Raw genomic sequence first — 15,399 nt, 5'->3', positions numbered from 1 at the left:
GAAGGAGGTGGAAGCAATGGAATCGCTGCGCGATCTGCTGAAGAGCATGCCCGGCGGCAGCAAGCTGCGCGCCCGCGCGCAGGAGCAGCTGGACGAGCTGATGCGCGAGCCTAAGGTGCGGAGGCTGATGGAGCAGCATCCGGAGCTGGACGAGGACGTGCTGCGGCGCAACTCCAATCTGGTGTACCAATACGTGCGCGAGCATCGGAGCTGCGAGAGCTGCCCGGGACTCGATCGCTGTCCGAACGATTTCCAGGGCCACTACACGCTGCTGTCAACCGAGACGGTCGCGGACGAGCTGCGGCTGATCGACCGCAAGACGGCCTGCCGCAAGTTCATCGCGCGCCGCAACGAGGAGCAGATCCGCTCCCGCATCCGCAGCTTCTACGTCAGCGAGCGCACGCTGGAGAGCGCCTACTCGGCGGACGAGATTCTGATGAAGGACCGCGCCCGCTCGACGGCGGTCATGAAGGTGCTGGAGTACATCCGCCGGACCAAGGAGCAGGGCCTGCAGCCCGAAGGGCTGTACCTGACCGGCTCGTTCGGCACGGGCAAGACGTTCCTGATGAGCTATCTGCTCAGCGAGCTCGCCAAGAACGGCTGCTCCGGCGTCATCGTCTACATGCCGGACTTCGTCGAGGATCTCAAGGCGATGTTCGGCGAGCCGGGCAAGCTCAAGGAGACGATCGACCTGATGAAGGAAGCCGACATCCTCGTCTTCGACGACATCGGCGCCGAGAATCTGAGTCCGTGGGTGCGCGACCATGTGATGGGCTCGATCCTCAACTATCGGATGGAGCGCAAGCCGACCTTTTATACGTCCAATCATGCGCTGGACGACCTGGAGCAGCATTTCAGCTTCACGAGCAAGGACGGCGAGGAGTATCACAAGGGTCGGCGCCTGATGGACCGGATCCGTCCCTTCGTCGAGGTCGTGCATGTCAAAGGCACGAACAAGCGCGGCCGCAAGGACAGCGCCGAGGAATAGAAGACAAGCCGCTTTTTTCGATCCGCTTGCCGGACGGAAAGAGCGGCTTTTTTTGATCCTCCGTAAAGATGCCCGCGGGCTGCCGCGCTTCGTCGCGCCTAGAGCAGCTTGAGGATGGCGATTCCGTCGTCTCCGAGTCGTCGGAGCTGTGCGGAAAAACCGCGCAACTCGGGTCGAACGGGTGCCGGACGGGGGAGTTGCGCGGAAAAACCGAGTAATTCGGCTCGAATGGGTGCCGGACGGGGGAGTTGCGCGGAAAAACCGAGTAATTCGGCTCGAATGGGTGCCGGACGGGGGGAGTTACGCGGAAAAACCGAGTAATTCGGGGCGAACGGGTCTCGGACGGGGGGAACTGTCAGCCGTGCCATTGGATTGCGGATGGCCGAGCGAAGCGGCAGAGCGAACCAAACCGGAAAGCGAAGCGGACGGGGGCTTGTGGAGAAGCGGCAGCGTTTCCCTTGGAGGCCGGATTCCTTCCTTTTTGAAAAATTGAATCAAAGGAATCTGGGCTCCAGGGAGATCGGAACGAGTCCCCGCTCCGCGAAGCGGGTGCCGGTTTCAAATGCTGCTCCGCGAAGCGGGCGCTCTCGATGTCAGTCCCCGCTCCGCGAAGCGGGTGCCGATTTCATATACGCTCCGCGAAAGCGGGCGCTGTTTCCGATGCCCGCTCCCCGAAGCGAGAGCCGGGCCCTCGTTTCAATTTCCCGCCGCGTTATCCCTTATAAGCTCTCCTTATGCGTTGCATAAATCCGGTTGAAAAATCCGTTGACACGGATAGGAATAGGCTGGTATGATTCGTTTCATAAACCAACTAAACAACTGGGAATTGACGGCTTGTTACCGGACCACCGGCATGAGCGCGGATCGACCAAAAAACCAAGGGGTGTGTCCATCATGTCCAAAAGAAACTCGCTCTCCAAGTGGCCTGTCCTGCTCCTCACGGCTTCGCTCGCTCTCGGTCTGACCGCATGCGGGTCCGGCAACAACGCTGCAAATTCGGCAGGAAGCGGCGGCGCCGCGAACGCGCCGGCTGAAAATACGGCTGCGAATGCCGGCGCGACGGAAGCGCCGGCGCCGAAGGATCCGGTCGAGCTGCTGAACGTCTCCTACGATCCGACGCGGGAGCTGTATGTGTCCTTCAACGCGGCGTTCGCGAAGTACTGGAAAGACAAAACCGGTCAGGAAGTAACCGTGAAGCAGTCGCACGGCGGCTCCGGCAAGCAGTCGCTGTCGGTCATCGGCGGCCTCAAGGCCGACGTCGTGACGCTGGCGCTCGGCTACGACATCGACGCGATCGCCGAGAAAGGCCTGCTGAACAAGGACTGGAAGGGCAAGTTCGAGGACAACAGCGCGCCGTACACGTCGACGATCGTCTTCCTCGTCCGCAAGGGCAATCCGAAAGGAATCAAGGACTGGAGCGATCTCGTGAAGGACGGCGTTCAGGTCATCACGCCGAACCCGAAAACGTCCGGCGGCGCCCGCTGGAACTACCTGGCGGCATGGGGCTACGCGCAAAAGCAGGACGGCGGCGACGAGGCCAAGACGAAGGAATTCATCAAGAAGCTGTTCCAGAACGTGCCGGTGCTCGATTCCGGAGCCCGCGGCTCGACGACGACGTTCACCGAGCGGGGCATCGGCGACGTGCTCCTGGCATGGGAGAACGAGGCGTTCCTGTCCCAAAAGGAGCTCGGCGACAAGTTCGAGATCGTCTATCCTTCGCTCAGCATCCTGGCGGAGCCTCCGGTCGCGGTCGTCGACAAGGTCGTCGACAGCAAGGGCACGCGCGAGGTGGCGGAAGAGTACCTGAAGTATCTCTACACCGACGAAGGCCAGAAGATCGCCGCCGACAACTTCTACCGTCCGATCAACCCGGATATCGCCGCCCAGTACAAGGACACGTTCAAAGACCTCGAGCTGCTGCAGATCGACAAGGACTTCGGCGGCTGGGCGGAAGCGCAGAAGAAGCACTTCGCCGACGGCGGCACGTTCGACGAGATCTACACGCCGGGCTCCAAGTAAGCTGAGCGGACCGACCGCGCTATCCTACCGTTACAGGAGCTGACTTCACATGAAAGGTTCCCGGTCTCGCAGCGTGCTGCCGGGCTTCGGCCTCACGATGGGCATCACGGTGCTGTATCTCGGCATCATCGTCCTCATCCCGCTGGGCTGCATCTTCCTCAAGACGTCCGATTTGAGCTGGGGCGAGTTCTGGACGACCGTGACCGCCCCGCGGGTGATGGCTTCCTACCGGATCAGCCTGCTCACCTCGCTTGCCGCCGCTCTCGTCAACCTGCTGTTCGGGCTGATCGTCGCCTGGGTGCTCGTGCGCTACCGGTTTCCGGGGCGCAAGCTGCTCGACAGCCTCGTCGACCTGCCGTTCGCGCTGCCCACGGCGGTCGCCGGCGTCGCGCTCACGGCGATCTACGCCCCGAACGGCTGGATCGGCCAGTGGCTCGAGCCGCTCGGCCTGAAGGTCGCCTTCACGCCGCTCGGCATTACGATCGCCCTGATCTTCATCGGCCTGCCGTTCATCGTGCGGACCGTGCAGCCCGTGCTTGAGGATCTCGACAAGGAAATCGAGGAGGCGGCGGTCATGCTCGGGGCGGGACGCTGGCGCACGGTGCTGCGCGTCGTGCTGCCGGAGCTGACGCCGGCGCTGCTGACCGGCTTCGCTCTCGCCTTCGCCCGCGGCATCGGCGAGTACGGCTCGGTCGTCTTCATCTCCGGCAACATGCCGATGAAGACCGAGATCGCGCCGCTGCTCATCATGACCAAGCTGGAGTCGTTCGAGCTCGAGCAGGCGACGGCGATCGCGGTCGTGCTGCTCGTGATGTCCTTCGCCATGCTGCTCGTCATCAACTACATCCAGTGGCGCGCCAGCCGGCGCGCCCTGGCGGAATAGGAGGGATCGCCCATGGCAGGCGGAATCGCCACCTCCCGCTCCGTCCGCAAGCCGGCTCCGGCCGACATCGGCCGTCCGACTTCGGAGCCGGCCGCCGTCCGCTGGCTGCTGATCGGCATCGCCGTGCTGTTCCTGACGCTGATCGTGCTGCTGCCGCTCATCACCGTGTTCGTCGAAGGGCTCAAGCGCGGCTGGGAAGTCTACCTGAGCGCGCTCATCGACCCCGACGCCGTGTCGGCGCTCAAGCTGACGCTGCTCGTCGCGGCGATCGCGGTGCCGCTCAACACGGTGTTCGGCATCGCGGCCTCCTGGCTCATCGCCAAGTTCAGCTTCCGCGGCAAGAGTCTGCTGCTCAGTCTCATCGATCTGCCGTTCTCCGTGTCGCCGGTCATCGCCGGCTTCATGTTCCTGCTGCTGTTCGGCGCCCAGGGCTACCTGGGGCCGTGGCTGGACGAACGCGGCCTGCAGGTCGTGTTCGCTCCGCCGGGCATCGTGCTGGCGACGATGTTCGTCACGTTCCCGTTCGTCGCCAGAGAGCTGATCCCGCTCATGCAGGCTCAGGGCATTCAGGAGGAGGAGGCGGCGGCCACGCTCGGCGCCAAGGGCTTCCGCATTTTCTGGAGCGTCACCTTGCCGAACATCAAGTGGGGCCTGCTGTACGGCCTCGTGCTCTGCAACGCCCGCGCGATGGGCGAGTTCGGAGCCGTCTCGGTCGTCTCCGGCCATATCCGGGGCGAGACGAACACGCTGCCTCTGCATGTCGAGATTTTATACAATGAGTACCAGTTTTCCGCATCGTTCGCGGCGGCGTCGCTGCTCATGCTGCTCGCGCTGCTGACGCTCGGGGCGAAAAGCCTGGTCGAATGGAAGACCGCTCAGCGGAATCAAGATCTGGAGGGATGAATCATGGCGAAGCCGGTGGAATTGGATGAAGCGTGGCTCGATCGGATCGCAGATCAGGTCAACGGTCTGGAATACGGCTCGGTGCTCATCACCGTGCATGACGGGCGGATCGTGCAGATCGACCGGACGGAGCGCAAGCGGTTCGAAGCTGCCGCGGCACGGCAGCAAGGAACGGCCGCCTCTGCCCAAGGATGATTTCGACGGCAGCGCGGGTCGACTCAAAAAAGGACAGGAGCGGATTTCCGCTCCTGTCCTTTTTTTGACTCGACGAGGCCGTCCGGCAGGCGCTACGCCCGCTGGACGGCGATGCTGGAGCTTGATTTGCGGAATGGTTACTTGGCGTCCTCCAGATCGATCTCCTTCCTGACGATGCCGGCTCCAGGCAGGATCGCCTTTCGGCGCCTCGCGGCTGCCGGGCTGAGATAGCCGAACGATGCGGCTGCGGTCAGCGTCGCGACAGCGACGGCTGCGGCACCGATCCCGCTCGTGGCCGCCAGCGAAGAGCTCTTTACGGCCAATCCGCCGAGGCCGGCTCCGGCTGCCATGCCGAGCTGGAGCATGGAGCTGTTGAGGCTCAGCATGATGCCGGCCGCTCCAGGCGCCAGCGTGAGCAGATGATACTGCTGGGTCGGACCCGACGACCAGGCCGCTATGGACCAGAGCATGAGCAGCGGAACGACGATGGCGGCAGAGTCGGCGAACAGGAACAGCAGCAGCAGGAAGATCGAGTGGAGAACCATGCCGCCGACCAGCATGCGGGGGAAGCCCCACCGGTCCGTGCCGAAGCCCCCGAGCTGGGAGCCGATCAGGGCGGCGATGCCGAGCGCGAACAAGGCGATGCTCACGCTTCGATCGCTCATTCCCGTCACGTCCAGCAGGAAGGGAGAGATGTAGGTATATGTGATGGAATAGCCGCCGATCCAGAAAAACGTGATCAGGAGTCCGATGGCGACCCTCGGATTCGCCAGCAGCTTCAGCTGCTCCCTTAGCGGAGCCGGCTTCTCTCCGTCGGTCGACGGAACCGCATAGATCACGAGCAGGATCGCGAGCAGGCCGAGCAGGCCGATGGCTCCGAACACGAGATTCCAGTCGTACGCGGAGGCGATGAGCCGGCCCAGCGGCACGCCGATGATCAGCGACATGCTGAAGCCCATGACGAGCGTCGCGATGGCGCGGCCCTGCTTGTCAGGCGGGGCGAGCTTGGAGGCGACCGTCATCGCGGTGACGATGAAGACGCCGCTGCTGAGAGCGAGAATGATGCGGGAGACGATCAAGGCTCCGTAGCCGGTGAACGCGAGCGCGGCGAAGTTGCCGGCGGCGAAGACGGCGAGGGAGACGATCATGAGCTTTTTGCGGTCGGCCTTGGCCGCGGCGGCCAGCAGGAAAGGAGTGCCGAAGGCATAGGCCAGGGAGTAGACGGTGATCAGCTGGCCGGCTGCGGCGAGCGAGACTCCGATATCGGCGGCGACCTGATCCAAGATTCCGGCGATAATGTATTCCGACGTGCCGACCAGAAAGCTGACGATGGCCAGCATATAGATTTTCCATTTCCAGCTTGCCGTCATTTTTCTCCAGCTCCTATTTGTTTATATTTCTAAAAATATCGAAATAATAGCCATGAAGTTATATTTCCATAGATGTCGAAATAAAAGGTGAAGAAAAATTACTCCAGCAAATAAGGAGCATACTTGCGGGCGATCTCTTTGTTGACGCTGTAATAAATGTACGTTCCGTCCTTGCGCTGCTTCAGCAAGCCGCTTTCCGTCAGCTGCTTGAGGTGGTGGGAGAGCGTGGAGCCGGCGACAGAATCGAGCTTGCCGCTGATGTCGGAGCAGCAGAGGTTCTGTTCTTCCGTGAGCAGCATGGCGATTTTTATGCGGGTCGGTTCTCCGAGAGCTTTGTAGACCTTGACGGCTTGCTTGACGTCCTCGTTGTCCTCGACCATGTCATCCCCGCCTTTCCCAATAGTTCTATAAAGATAGAAATAAACTACCACAGACGCCTCGCCGGCGCAAGAAGGACCTTGAAAAAATGAATACCCTCCTGGCCGAGGGCCGGAGGGTTGAGTTGGATGGGGTAGCGGAACGTTAATCGATGATGTATTTGACAATCACCATGATGATATAGGCGACGGTCATAAAGCCGATCATGCCGCCGAATCCGAACACGAGATCCTTCAGGTCGTCTCGCGGTTCCTCGTTCACATGCTCGCGCGGGTCTCTGACGTTGACGTTCTCCATAGTGCGTCCTCCTCGCTTCAATATCGCTGTCCTGCCGCCGGCGCGGCGGAGTCCATGGCCGGGGGCCAGCACCTCACGTGACAACTTCTCCTAGTAGTATACCCAGACTCCGGAACTTATGTAAAGGCGAATTTTGCCTGTCCGGCTCGGATGGAAGCGATTGCCGCCGAGCGGCCGCCAGCCCTTGCGGACAGGCGGGGACTGACTCGCCGAAGCCCCCTGTGCTACAATAGAAGGTACGGCAATCCAGCGGATGCGCCGCGAAAAGGAGGCCTCTGGACGATGGACCACATCAAGGGCAAGCTCGCCCTGCTGCCCGATCAGCCGGGCTGCTATCTGATGAAGAACGGGGAAGGCACCATCATCTACGTCGGCAAGGCGAAGGTGCTGAAGAACCGGGTGCGCTCGTATTTCAACGGCACCCACAACGGCAAGACGCAGCGTCTCGTCTCGGAGATCCGGGACTTCGAATATATCGTGACGGCAAGCAACATGGAAGCGCTCATTCTCGAGTGCAACCTCATCAAGCAGTACCACCCGCGCTACAACGTCCTGCTCAAGGACGACAAGACGTTCCCGTACATCAAGATCACGAGCGAGAAGCATCCGAAGCTCGAGGTGACGCGGCGGATCGTCAAGGACAAGGGGAAATATTTCGGCCCCTATCCGAACGCCTATGCGGCGCAGCAGACGAAAAAGCTGCTCGACCGGCTGTATCCGCTGCGCAAGTGCAACACCTTGCCGGACAAGGTGTGCCTCTACTATCATCTCGGACAATGCATCGCTCCATGCGAGTACGACATCGAGCCGGGCACGTACGAGGCGATGGTGCAGGAGATCGCGCGCTTCCTGAACGGCGGCCAGGACGAGGTCAAGGCGGAGCTGCAGCGCAAGATGGCGGCCGCGGCGGAGGCGATGGAGTTCGAGCGGGCCAAGGAATACCGCGACCAGATCCAGGCGATCGACGCCGTCATGGAGAAGCAGAAGATCACGCTGTCCGACGCGCTCGACCGCGACGTGTTCGGCTATGCGACCGACAAGGGCTGGATGTGCGTGCAGATCCTCTACATGCGCGGCGGCAAGCTGATCGAGCGGCGCACGACGTCGTTCCCGTATTACGGCGAGGCGTATGACGATTTCATGACGTTCGTGACCCAATATTACAGCGACAACCCGGCGTTGCCCAAAGAAATCCTGCTGCCGCTGCCAGGCGCCTCCGCGGCCGTCAAGGAAGGCGAGGCGGACGCCGGGGAAAGTCTCGCTGCGTCCGCTTCTGCCGCGGACTCGGCGGCAGAAGCGGACGGCCTCGCGGAGCCGGAGCCGGAATCGGACGGCGCGGACCCGGCCCCGGGCTCGGCCGCCGACGAGGTGAGGGCCTCGCTCCAGAGCTGGCTCAAGGTGAAGGTGCATTTGCCGCAGCGCGGCCGCAAGCGCGAGGTCGTAGCGATGGCCGAGGGCAACGCCAAGGTGACGCTCGACGAGAAGTTCAAGCTGATCGAGCGCGACGAGGAGCGCAGCGTCAAGGCTCAGGCGGGCCTCGCGGCCTATTTGGGAATGACCGACATCCGCCGCATCGAGGCGTTCGACAACTCCAACATCCAGGGCACGAACCCGGTATCCGCGATGGTCGTGTTCACCGACGGCAAGCCGGACAAGAAGGAGTATCGCAAATACAAGGTGCGCACGGTGCAAGGGCCGGACGACTACGAGACGATGCGCGAGGTCATCCGCAGGCGCTACGAGCGGGTGCTCAAGGAAGGGCTGCCGCTGCCGGATCTGATCGTCGTCGACGGCGGGCGGGGTCAGATCAGCGCGGCCAACGACATCCTCGAGAACGAGCTCGGGCTGCAGGTGCCGGTATGCGGTCTCGTCAAGGACGCCAAGCACAAGACGGCGCAGCTCATGGTCGGCGACCCGCCCGAGCCGGTGACGCTGCCGCGCGACAGCCAGGAGTTCTACCTGCTGCAGCGCATCCAGGACGAGGTGCACCGGTTCGCGATCTCGTTCCACCGCGAGCAGCGCGGCAAGTCGATGACCGAGTCGCGCCTCGACTCGATTTCCGGCATCGGGGAGAAGCGGCGCAAGCAGCTGCTGCGGCATTTCGGCTCGCTCAAGAAGATCCGCGAGGCGAAGGCCGAGGACTTCCGTCCGCTCGGCATCGGCGACAAGCTCGCAGAGCGCATCGTCGAGGCGCTGCGCGAGGAGTAGCGGCGAGGGCGGCCGGCCAGCAAAAAGAGACGAAGCGGGAGGGAGTCCGCTTCGTCTTTTTCGTCTGCGCCGGCCGCGTCAGGCCGGCGGCGGATAGGCGGCCGCGCGCCTTTGCAGGCCGTACCGCCGCATCAGCCACGCGACGGCGATCGGCGCGACGATGTAGATGACGCCGGCGACCGTCTCGGCCGGACGGCCGGTCATGAACAGGGACATCGACATGAGCACGCTGTTCATGACCGCATGGGTGAAGACGGCGGTGAAGAAGCCGAATTTCAGGAACAGGTACGAGAACAGCAGGCCGAGGATCGTCAGCTCGATGAGCCTCGTCGTCGACGGATAGATCGGGTAGGTGACATGGCCGAGCGCCCAGATCACCGTCGGGATGAGCGAGGCGAGGAACGGATTTTTGATCCATTTCATCAGCAGGCCGATGCCGAACAGCCGGTACACCGCCTCCTCCTGGATGGCGGCGCACCATGCGAGCAGCGGCATGAGCCAGAGCGCCGCCATGTTGTACGGCGACTGGGTCACGTCCGTCGTCGCCCAGGCGCCTGTGGCGGCCGAGAGACCGCCGAGGATGAGCGTCTGCAGGCCGAGCAGCAGGAAGGCGAACGCGTAGGAAAGCTTCATCGCGCTCCACGCCTCGGCTCCGAAGCCGGGCTCCGAGCCGGCGGTCCAGAGCGGCCGGCCCTGGGCTCGCCACAGCCCGTCTCCGGCCACGAGCGAGAAGTACGCTCCGACCGCCATGACGAAGGTGAGCGCCGTCATGAAGACGAGCTGGGCCATCGCCGCCAGCTCTGCGTTGACCTCGCCCCCGTAGATCGCCCGCAAGCCGTCCAGCAGATTGAAGTTGTTGATTGTGTAGAAGGCGAGGAAGACCAGCGCCAGCGCCCAGCCCCGGCGGAACGACGTGAAGCGCCTCATGACGATGGCGTAGACGATGGCCAGCAGCGTCATGATACCGGACGGCAGCAGATTGCCGAGCAGCGACAATTGCTCGCCGAGCCGGTCCTGCTCCATCGTATAGGCGGCGTAGGAGGCAGGGACCTCGTAGACGGGCTGGAAGCGGGTCAGCCTGATCTCGCCCTCCAGGCGCTCGCCGGCGGCGAGGACGATCAGGCCCGCTTCGCCGACGGTGATCGCCGCCGCCTCGTAGCGGACGGAGCCCTCTTTGGCCGGGCCCGAGCGTCGCAGCTGGCCGAGTCCGAGCTCGTCGGCCTGTCGCTGGACCGTCCGGTCCAGCGCCTCGCCCTCCAGCGCGGAGCTTCCTCCGTCGCCTCCGGTCGGACCGAGCACCTGCTTCCAGCCGACGAGCTTGCCGCTCGTCATGCCGATCTCGACGAGCAGCCGCCGGCCGTCGTCGAAGTTCTGCGTCACCTGCCAGACATCGACGGGCACCTTGAGTCCGGCGCTGCTGTCCAGCGTCTTGCCCAGCTTCTCCTTCGCCACATAGCCCGCCATCAGCCTGTCGGCCTGATGGACCGCGTGGGCGTTCTGGGGCAGCGCGCGCAGCTGCTTCTGGGCAAAGTCGGCCGCAGCCGCCATCGCCTGCCCGCGGCTGACCGGGTGGACCGGCTCGCTCTCCGCGCCGACTCCGGCTGCCGAGGGGATGACCTGCAGCAGCAGGAATAAAGCGGCTCCGATTGCGCCACACCAAACGTATCTTCGAAAAGCCTGGTCAAGATGGGATGAATTCATCGAAGTCCTCCTTGCTGATGGCGCTGCCTGGTTGGATCCATGGTTTAACCTTACCACAGCGGCTTTCCTTTTATCCATGCCGCCCGGCCGCGCGGACGAGCCAGCGGGCAAAAGAGCGAGCGCGGAGGGGCTAGCATCCTCCGCAATGTCCGCCAGCCTCCAAAAACGAAGCAAATCGGCCGCCAACGCCTGCGGACGCATTTGGTAACCTGTCCTTTATCCTATATAATCAAATCCGATCCTATAGAACTTTAAACTGCCGAATTCCGGACGACAAGCGCCGGGAACGGGGGAACCAGCGCGGACGGCGGCTCGTGGAGCCGGACAGCCGATCCGCAGGGGTGAATTCCGCTCGGAACTTTTCCGGGGGGATAGGGCGGCCGTCACGCCCGAATCCGTCAGCTAACCTCGGAGGCTTCCATGACAGGACTCACACAGGCGCTGGGCACCGGGTGTTTCCGGTGCCTATTTGTCGTGTGCAAAAAAAGGAGAATGGCCGCCTATGACCGCTTGGAGGCTGCAGCTGAGGCAGCTGCTCATCCCTTCCCCGCCGAGGATTCTGATCGCCGGCTTCGCTTTCATCATCGCGCTCGGCTCGCTGCTGCTGATGCAGCCGTTCGCGACCGCGGACGGCCTGAGGACGCGCTGGATCGACGCGCTGTTCACGGCGACATCCGCTACCTGCGTCACGGGCCTCGTCGTCGTCGACACCGGAACGCATTATTCGCTGGCGGGCCAGCTCATCATCCTGGTGATGATCCAGATCGGCGGACTCGGCTTCATGACGATGGCGACGCTGTTCGCGCTCGTGCTGCGCAAGCGCATCTCGCTCAAGGAGCGGCTGCTGCTGCAGGAGGCGATGAACCAAGGCTCGATGGAGGGCATCGTACGGCTGATCCGCCGCGTCCTTTTGTACTCGCTCGTCATCGAGGGCTGCGGCGCGCTGCTGTATGCGCTGCGCTTCCTGTCCGACATGCCGCCCGGGCAGGCCGTCTATTACGGCATCTTCCATGCGGTGTCCATGTTCAACAACGCCGGCTTCGACATCATGGGCAACTACAGCAGCATGACCGCCTATGTCGCGGATCCGCTCGTCAATCTCGTCACCGTCTCGCTCGTCATCCTCGGCGGCCTCGGCTTCATCGTCCTGTCCGATCTGGTCGACTTCCGCAGGCATCGGCGGCTGACGCTGCACTCCAAGGTCGTGCTGCTGACAAGCGGCGGCCTGGTGGCGCTCGGGACGGCCGTCATCTTCCTGTTCGAATACGGGAATGCCGGCACGATGGGACCGCTCGACCTCGGCGGCAAGCTGCTCGCGTCGCTGTTCCAATCGGTCGCGACGCGCACCGCCGGACCGAACTCGGTGGACATCGGAGCGCTGACCCAGGCGAGCCTGTTCTTCATGATCCTCCTCATGTTCATCGGAGCGTCGCCCGGCTCGACCGGCGGCGGCATCAAGACGACGACGTTCATGACGCTCGCGGCGGCGATGTGGGCGATGCTCCGGGGCAAGGAGGACATCGTGCTGTTCCGCTACCGGCTCGCCAAGGAGCGCATCCTCAAGGCGCTGACGATCACGATGCTGTCGATCGCCATCGTGCTCGCCTCGACGATGGTGCTCTGCACGCTCGAGGACCGCGACTTCCTGCGCATCCTGTTCGAGACGGTGTCGGCGTTCGGCACGGTCGGGCTGAGCACCGGCATTACGCCGGGGCTGCAGGATGTCAGCAAGCTCGTGATCAGCTTCGTCATGTTCGCCGGCAGGCTCGGCCCGCTGACGATGGCGTACGCTCTCCGGCCCAAGGCCAGCAAGGAATATTACAAGCATCCGGAAGGCAAGATCATCATCGGATAGGAAAGGAAAGAAAGAGAGACAATGGGTAAGGGAGCCAAAGGAAGTCAATTCTGCGTCATCGGACTGGGCCGTTTCGGATCCAGCCTCGGCAAGGAGCTCGTGCAGCTCGGCCATGAGGTGCTCGGCATCGACCGCAGCGAGGAGCTCGTCGACGATCTGAGCGGCACGCTCACGCATACCGCCTGCGCGGACTCGACGGACGAGGAGGCTCTGCGCGCGCTCGGCATCCGCAATTTCGACTGCTGCATCGTCGCCATCGGCGGGGATATCCAGGCCAGCATCATGACGGCGATCCTCGTCAAGGACGCCGGGGTCAAAAAGGTCGTCGTCAAGGCGGTCAGCGAGCTGCACGGGCGCGTGCTGGAGAAGCTCGGCGCCGATCGGGTCATCTATCCCGAGCGCGATATGGGCATCCGCGTCGCCCATCAGCTCGTCTCGCCGAACCTGCTCGACTACATCGAGCTGAGCTCCGATTACTCCGTGGCGGAGCTGTCCGTGCCGCGCTGCTTGGCGGGCAAGACGCTCGCCGACATCGATCCGCGCAAGCGGTTCGGCTGCAGCATCGTAGCCGTCAACAAGCCGCAAGGCATCATCATCGCGCCCAAGGCCGAGCAGGTGCTGGCCGAGCGCGACGTCATGGTCGTCATCGGCACGAACGAGGGGATCGAGGACTTCGAGAACATGGTCAGCGAGCGCTGACTGAGGGCATCCGGCTGCGGCGGACCGAGCCGGCAAGCGGCTACGGCTGGCCCGGCAGGCCGCTGCGGGCGCTCAGCGGCAAGCCTGAACGCGCCGCGTAGCCGGCCGCCGCTTCCGCGATCCATTGGCGGACGACAGGCTCGAGCAGCGACGGATCGCCGTGGATGAGCGAGGTCGTGCGCCGAGTCTTTTTCAGCTCCGGCAGCGGCACGAGCATGAGGTCGTTGTCCTCCGCCATCTGCGGCCGGATGTACGATCGCGGCAGCAGCGTCGCCGCTCCGCATGTATGCAGCAGGCGCAGGATCGCCTCGAAGGAGTCGATCTCCATGCGCACGTCGGGATGCAGGCGGAACTTGTCGAACAGCTCGTCGGTAAGCGTGCGGAACCAGGTTCCCTTGGAGAACAGGATCATCGGCAGCCCGTTCAGGTCGCCGATCGCGAGCTTGTCGGACAGCATGCGCCCGCGCGGCAGCACGAGCTCGAGATGGTCGTCGAACAGCTTCACGCAGTGCAGCTGCGGATCGTCGATGACGGATGCCACAAGGCCGAGCTCGATTTTCCGGTCCCGGACGAGCGAGACGATCTCGTGGGTCTTGCCGGTCACGGCCTTGATGTCGATCTCGGGATGGCTGGCGGTCAGCGCCTGGATGAGGTCGGGCAGCGTCGTCTGCAGCGTCGTCAGGCTGGCGCCGATCGTCAGCGTGAAGCGGTGGGTCTGCTTGAACTCGGCCAGCGTGAGCAGATACTGCCGATGCATCTGGCGCAGCTGCACGGCGTAGTCGTACGTCAGCTCTCCGATGCGCGTCAGCTCCAGGCGGCGTCCGACGCGGCGGAACAGCGGCGCTCCGAGCTCCTCCTCGAGCTTGGCGATCTTGCGCGAGAGGGCGGGCTGCGACAGGTTGAGCAGCGCCGACGCCTTGTTCATGCTCGACTGCTCGACGATGACGGCGAACAGCTGAAGATCTTCCTGCATCGCGTTCCATCCTTTCGGCGATCCGATTTGCTTATGCTCCTATGTTATAACATTGTATAAAAAATAAACAATATCTTTATAAGCGAAAAAAGGGTACGATGGGAACTGTGGCTAATCTGTGTCCGTCCTGAAGTCGGATGCTGTCGTGAATTGTTGACGCTCCCAAGAACGGGCTGTAAAATGGATAAGGTTTGTCCCTGACGATGATTACGCATTCAAACGGCTGGAAAGGAGAACGCATTATTTATGAAAGGAAATTCCTATTTGGCGCGCAAGCTCCACTCGCTGCTCGGGGTCGTTCCGCTCGCCCTGTTCCTCGTGAATCACGCCATCACCAACTACTCGGCGTTCGAGGGAGGCCCGGAAGGGTTCAACGAAAGCGTCGAGATGCTCAACGGCTTGCCGCTGATCTTCTTCCTGGAGATTTTCGGCATCTTCCTGCCGCTGATCTTCCACGGGGTATACGGCCTTTACGTCGCCTACCAGTCGAACTGGAACAACTCCCGCTTCCAATACGGACGCAACTGGGCGTTCACGCTTCAGCGCCTGTCGGGCGTCATTACGTTCATCTTCATCGTATGGCATGTCTATCAGACCCGCTACCAGGTGCTGATCGGCGAGCTGACGCATGAACAGCTCGGCCATCAGATGCATGAGATCTTCACGAATCCGGTCAGCGTCGTCCTGTACACGATCGGCGTCCTGGCCGCCGTCTTCCACTTCGCCAACGGCATGTGGTCCTTCCTCGTGAGCTGGGGCATCACCGTCGGCCCGCGCGCGCAGCGCATCTCCTCCTACATCTGGATGGGCGTCTTCGTCATCGTGTCGGCTCTGTTCCTGCTCTCGATCGCGGCCTTCCGCAGCGACGAGTTCGCGGAGACGGCAGCGGCCGTACGGACCTGGATCGGATAACACGATAGAGAAGGAGGA

14 protein-coding genes and 1 riboswitch are annotated in these 15,399 nt (G+C 62.9%); of the genes, 9 read left to right on the top strand and 5 right to left on the bottom strand.

Annotation, left to right across the window (positions count from 1 at the left end; translation table 11 throughout):
* Positions 1 to 16 precede the first annotated feature (16 nt).
* The 5 genes from dnaI (at position 17) to B8V81_RS07100 (ending at position 4,988) form a co-directional block, all read left to right on the top strand.
* Positions 17 to 988, top strand: coding sequence for a primosomal protein DnaI (dnaI, locus tag B8V81_RS07120; protein WP_101808038.1), 972 nt, complete (start codon positions 17 to 19; stop codon positions 986 to 988).
* An 894-nt stretch (positions 989 to 1,882) separates the two neighbouring features.
* Positions 1,883 to 3,007: a sulfate ABC transporter substrate-binding protein gene (locus B8V81_RS07115; RefSeq protein ID WP_028599273.1), complete on the top strand. Its 1,125-nt coding sequence runs from the start codon at positions 1,883 to 1,885 to the stop codon at positions 3,005 to 3,007.
* Positions 3,008 to 3,056: 49 nt separating this feature from the next.
* Positions 3,057 to 3,890, top strand: a complete 834-nt coding sequence (gene cysT / locus B8V81_RS07110) for a sulfate ABC transporter permease subunit CysT (RefSeq protein ID WP_028599272.1) — start codon at positions 3,057 to 3,059, stop codon at positions 3,888 to 3,890.
* A gap of 12 nt (positions 3,891 to 3,902) precedes the next feature.
* Positions 3,903 to 4,793, top strand: coding sequence for a sulfate ABC transporter permease subunit CysW (gene cysW, locus B8V81_RS07105; RefSeq protein ID WP_028599271.1), 891 nt, complete (start codon positions 3,903 to 3,905; stop codon positions 4,791 to 4,793).
* A 3-nt stretch (positions 4,794 to 4,796) separates the two neighbouring features.
* Positions 4,797 to 4,988 (top strand): YezD family protein, encoded by a 192-nt coding sequence (locus B8V81_RS07100; protein WP_028599270.1) that lies wholly within the window; start codon positions 4,797 to 4,799, stop codon positions 4,986 to 4,988.
* Between the two features lie 137 nt (positions 4,989 to 5,125).
* On the opposite strand, the gene B8V81_RS07095 is transcribed toward B8V81_RS07100, so the two are convergent.
* From B8V81_RS07095 to B8V81_RS07085, 3 genes are all read right to left on the bottom strand, one after another.
* Positions 5,126 to 6,358 carry an MFS transporter gene (locus B8V81_RS07095; protein ID WP_052333324.1) on the bottom strand — a complete coding sequence of 411 codons (1,233 nt, stop codon included), beginning with the start codon at positions 6,356 to 6,358 and terminating at the stop codon, positions 5,126 to 5,128.
* Between the two features lie 98 nt (positions 6,359 to 6,456).
* Positions 6,457 to 6,738: an ArsR/SmtB family transcription factor gene (locus B8V81_RS07090; protein ID WP_028599269.1), complete on the bottom strand. Its 282-nt coding sequence runs from the start codon at positions 6,736 to 6,738 to the stop codon at positions 6,457 to 6,459.
* 142 nt (positions 6,739 to 6,880) lie between these two features.
* Complete coding sequence (locus tag B8V81_RS07085) at positions 6,881 to 7,033, bottom strand: YqzM family protein (protein WP_101808037.1); 153 nt, start codon at positions 7,031 to 7,033, stop codon at positions 6,881 to 6,883.
* A gap of 282 nt (positions 7,034 to 7,315) precedes the next feature.
* Between B8V81_RS07085 and uvrC the strand changes: the two genes are divergently transcribed.
* A complete protein-coding gene (gene uvrC / locus B8V81_RS07080) occupies positions 7,316 to 9,241 on the top strand; it encodes an excinuclease ABC subunit UvrC (RefSeq protein WP_052333323.1) in 1,926 nt (641 codons plus the stop codon).
* Between the two features lie 78 nt (positions 9,242 to 9,319).
* On the opposite strand, the gene B8V81_RS07075 is transcribed toward uvrC, so the two are convergent.
* Positions 9,320 to 10,942 (bottom strand): CPBP family intramembrane glutamic endopeptidase, encoded by a 1,623-nt coding sequence (locus B8V81_RS07075; RefSeq protein WP_052333322.1) that lies wholly within the window; start codon positions 10,940 to 10,942, stop codon positions 9,320 to 9,322.
* Between the two features lie 247 nt (positions 10,943 to 11,189).
* Positions 11,190 to 11,374, top strand: a riboswitch (cyclic di-AMP (ydaO/yuaA leader).
* Positions 11,375 to 11,444: 70 nt separating this feature from the next.
* Here B8V81_RS07075 and B8V81_RS07070 point away from each other — a divergent pair.
* Together B8V81_RS07070 and B8V81_RS07065 are read left to right on the top strand one after the other, a co-directional pair.
* Positions 11,445 to 12,797 (top strand): TrkH family potassium uptake protein, encoded by a 1,353-nt coding sequence (locus B8V81_RS07070; protein WP_052333321.1) that lies wholly within the window; start codon positions 11,445 to 11,447, stop codon positions 12,795 to 12,797.
* A 21-nt stretch (positions 12,798 to 12,818) separates the two neighbouring features.
* Entirely contained in the window at positions 12,819 to 13,496 is a 678-nt protein-coding gene (locus B8V81_RS07065; RefSeq protein WP_028599267.1) for a potassium channel family protein, read from the top strand.
* 40 nt (positions 13,497 to 13,536) lie between these two features.
* Here B8V81_RS07065 and B8V81_RS07060 read toward each other — a convergent pair whose 3' ends face one another.
* Positions 13,537 to 14,469, bottom strand: coding sequence for a LysR family transcriptional regulator (locus B8V81_RS07060; RefSeq protein ID WP_028599266.1), 933 nt, complete (start codon positions 14,467 to 14,469; stop codon positions 13,537 to 13,539).
* Positions 14,470 to 14,715: 246 nt separating this feature from the next.
* Between B8V81_RS07060 and B8V81_RS07055 the strand changes: the two genes are divergently transcribed.
* Positions 14,716 to 15,381 carry a succinate dehydrogenase cytochrome b558 subunit gene (locus tag B8V81_RS07055; RefSeq protein WP_028599265.1) on the top strand — a complete coding sequence of 222 codons (666 nt, stop codon included), beginning with the start codon at positions 14,716 to 14,718 and terminating at the stop codon, positions 15,379 to 15,381.
* Positions 15,382 to 15,399: the final 18 nt, after the last annotated feature.

It is taken from the genome of Paenibacillus pasadenensis, assembly GCF_002864175.1.
In the GTDB taxonomy this organism is placed as follows: domain Bacteria; phylum Bacillota; class Bacilli; order Paenibacillales; family Paenibacillaceae; genus Paenibacillus_O; species Paenibacillus_O pasadenensis.
The sequence above is the reverse complement of the archived record's forward strand: the minus strand, read 5'-3'. Positions and strand labels throughout refer to the sequence as shown.

What these genes read in the sequence shown, in the direction of transcription:
- dnaI (WP_101808038.1), top strand. Translation starts at nt 17, where the DNA reads ATGGAATCGCTGCGCGATCTGCTGAAGAGCATGCCCGGCGGCAGCAAG.
- B8V81_RS07115 (WP_028599273.1), top strand. Translation starts at nt 1,883, where the DNA reads ATGTCCAAAAGAAACTCGCTCTCCAAGTGGCCTGTCCTGCTCCTCACG.
- cysT (WP_028599272.1), top strand. Translation starts at nt 3,057, where the DNA reads ATGAAAGGTTCCCGGTCTCGCAGCGTGCTGCCGGGCTTCGGCCTCACG.
- cysW (WP_028599271.1), top strand. Translation starts at nt 3,903, where the DNA reads ATGGCAGGCGGAATCGCCACCTCCCGCTCCGTCCGCAAGCCGGCTCCG.
- B8V81_RS07100 (WP_028599270.1), top strand. Translation starts at nt 4,797, where the DNA reads ATGGCGAAGCCGGTGGAATTGGATGAAGCGTGGCTCGATCGGATCGCA.
- B8V81_RS07095 (WP_052333324.1), bottom strand. Translation starts at nt 6,358, where the DNA reads ATGACGGCAAGCTGGAAATGGAAAATCTATATGCTGGCCATCGTCAGC.
- B8V81_RS07090 (WP_028599269.1), bottom strand. Translation starts at nt 6,738, where the DNA reads ATGGTCGAGGACAACGAGGACGTCAAGCAAGCCGTCAAGGTCTACAAA.
- B8V81_RS07085 (WP_101808037.1), bottom strand. Translation starts at nt 7,033, where the DNA reads ATGGAGAACGTCAACGTCAGAGACCCGCGCGAGCATGTGAACGAGGAA.
- uvrC (WP_052333323.1), top strand. Translation starts at nt 7,316, where the DNA reads ATGGACCACATCAAGGGCAAGCTCGCCCTGCTGCCCGATCAGCCGGGC.
- B8V81_RS07075 (WP_052333322.1), bottom strand. Translation starts at nt 10,942, where the DNA reads ATGAATTCATCCCATCTTGACCAGGCTTTTCGAAGATACGTTTGGTGT.
- B8V81_RS07070 (WP_052333321.1), top strand. Translation starts at nt 11,445, where the DNA reads ATGACCGCTTGGAGGCTGCAGCTGAGGCAGCTGCTCATCCCTTCCCCG.
- B8V81_RS07065 (WP_028599267.1), top strand. Translation starts at nt 12,819, where the DNA reads ATGGGTAAGGGAGCCAAAGGAAGTCAATTCTGCGTCATCGGACTGGGC.
- B8V81_RS07060 (WP_028599266.1), bottom strand. Translation starts at nt 14,469, where the DNA reads ATGCAGGAAGATCTTCAGCTGTTCGCCGTCATCGTCGAGCAGTCGAGC.
- B8V81_RS07055 (WP_028599265.1), top strand. Translation starts at nt 14,716, where the DNA reads ATGAAAGGAAATTCCTATTTGGCGCGCAAGCTCCACTCGCTGCTCGGG.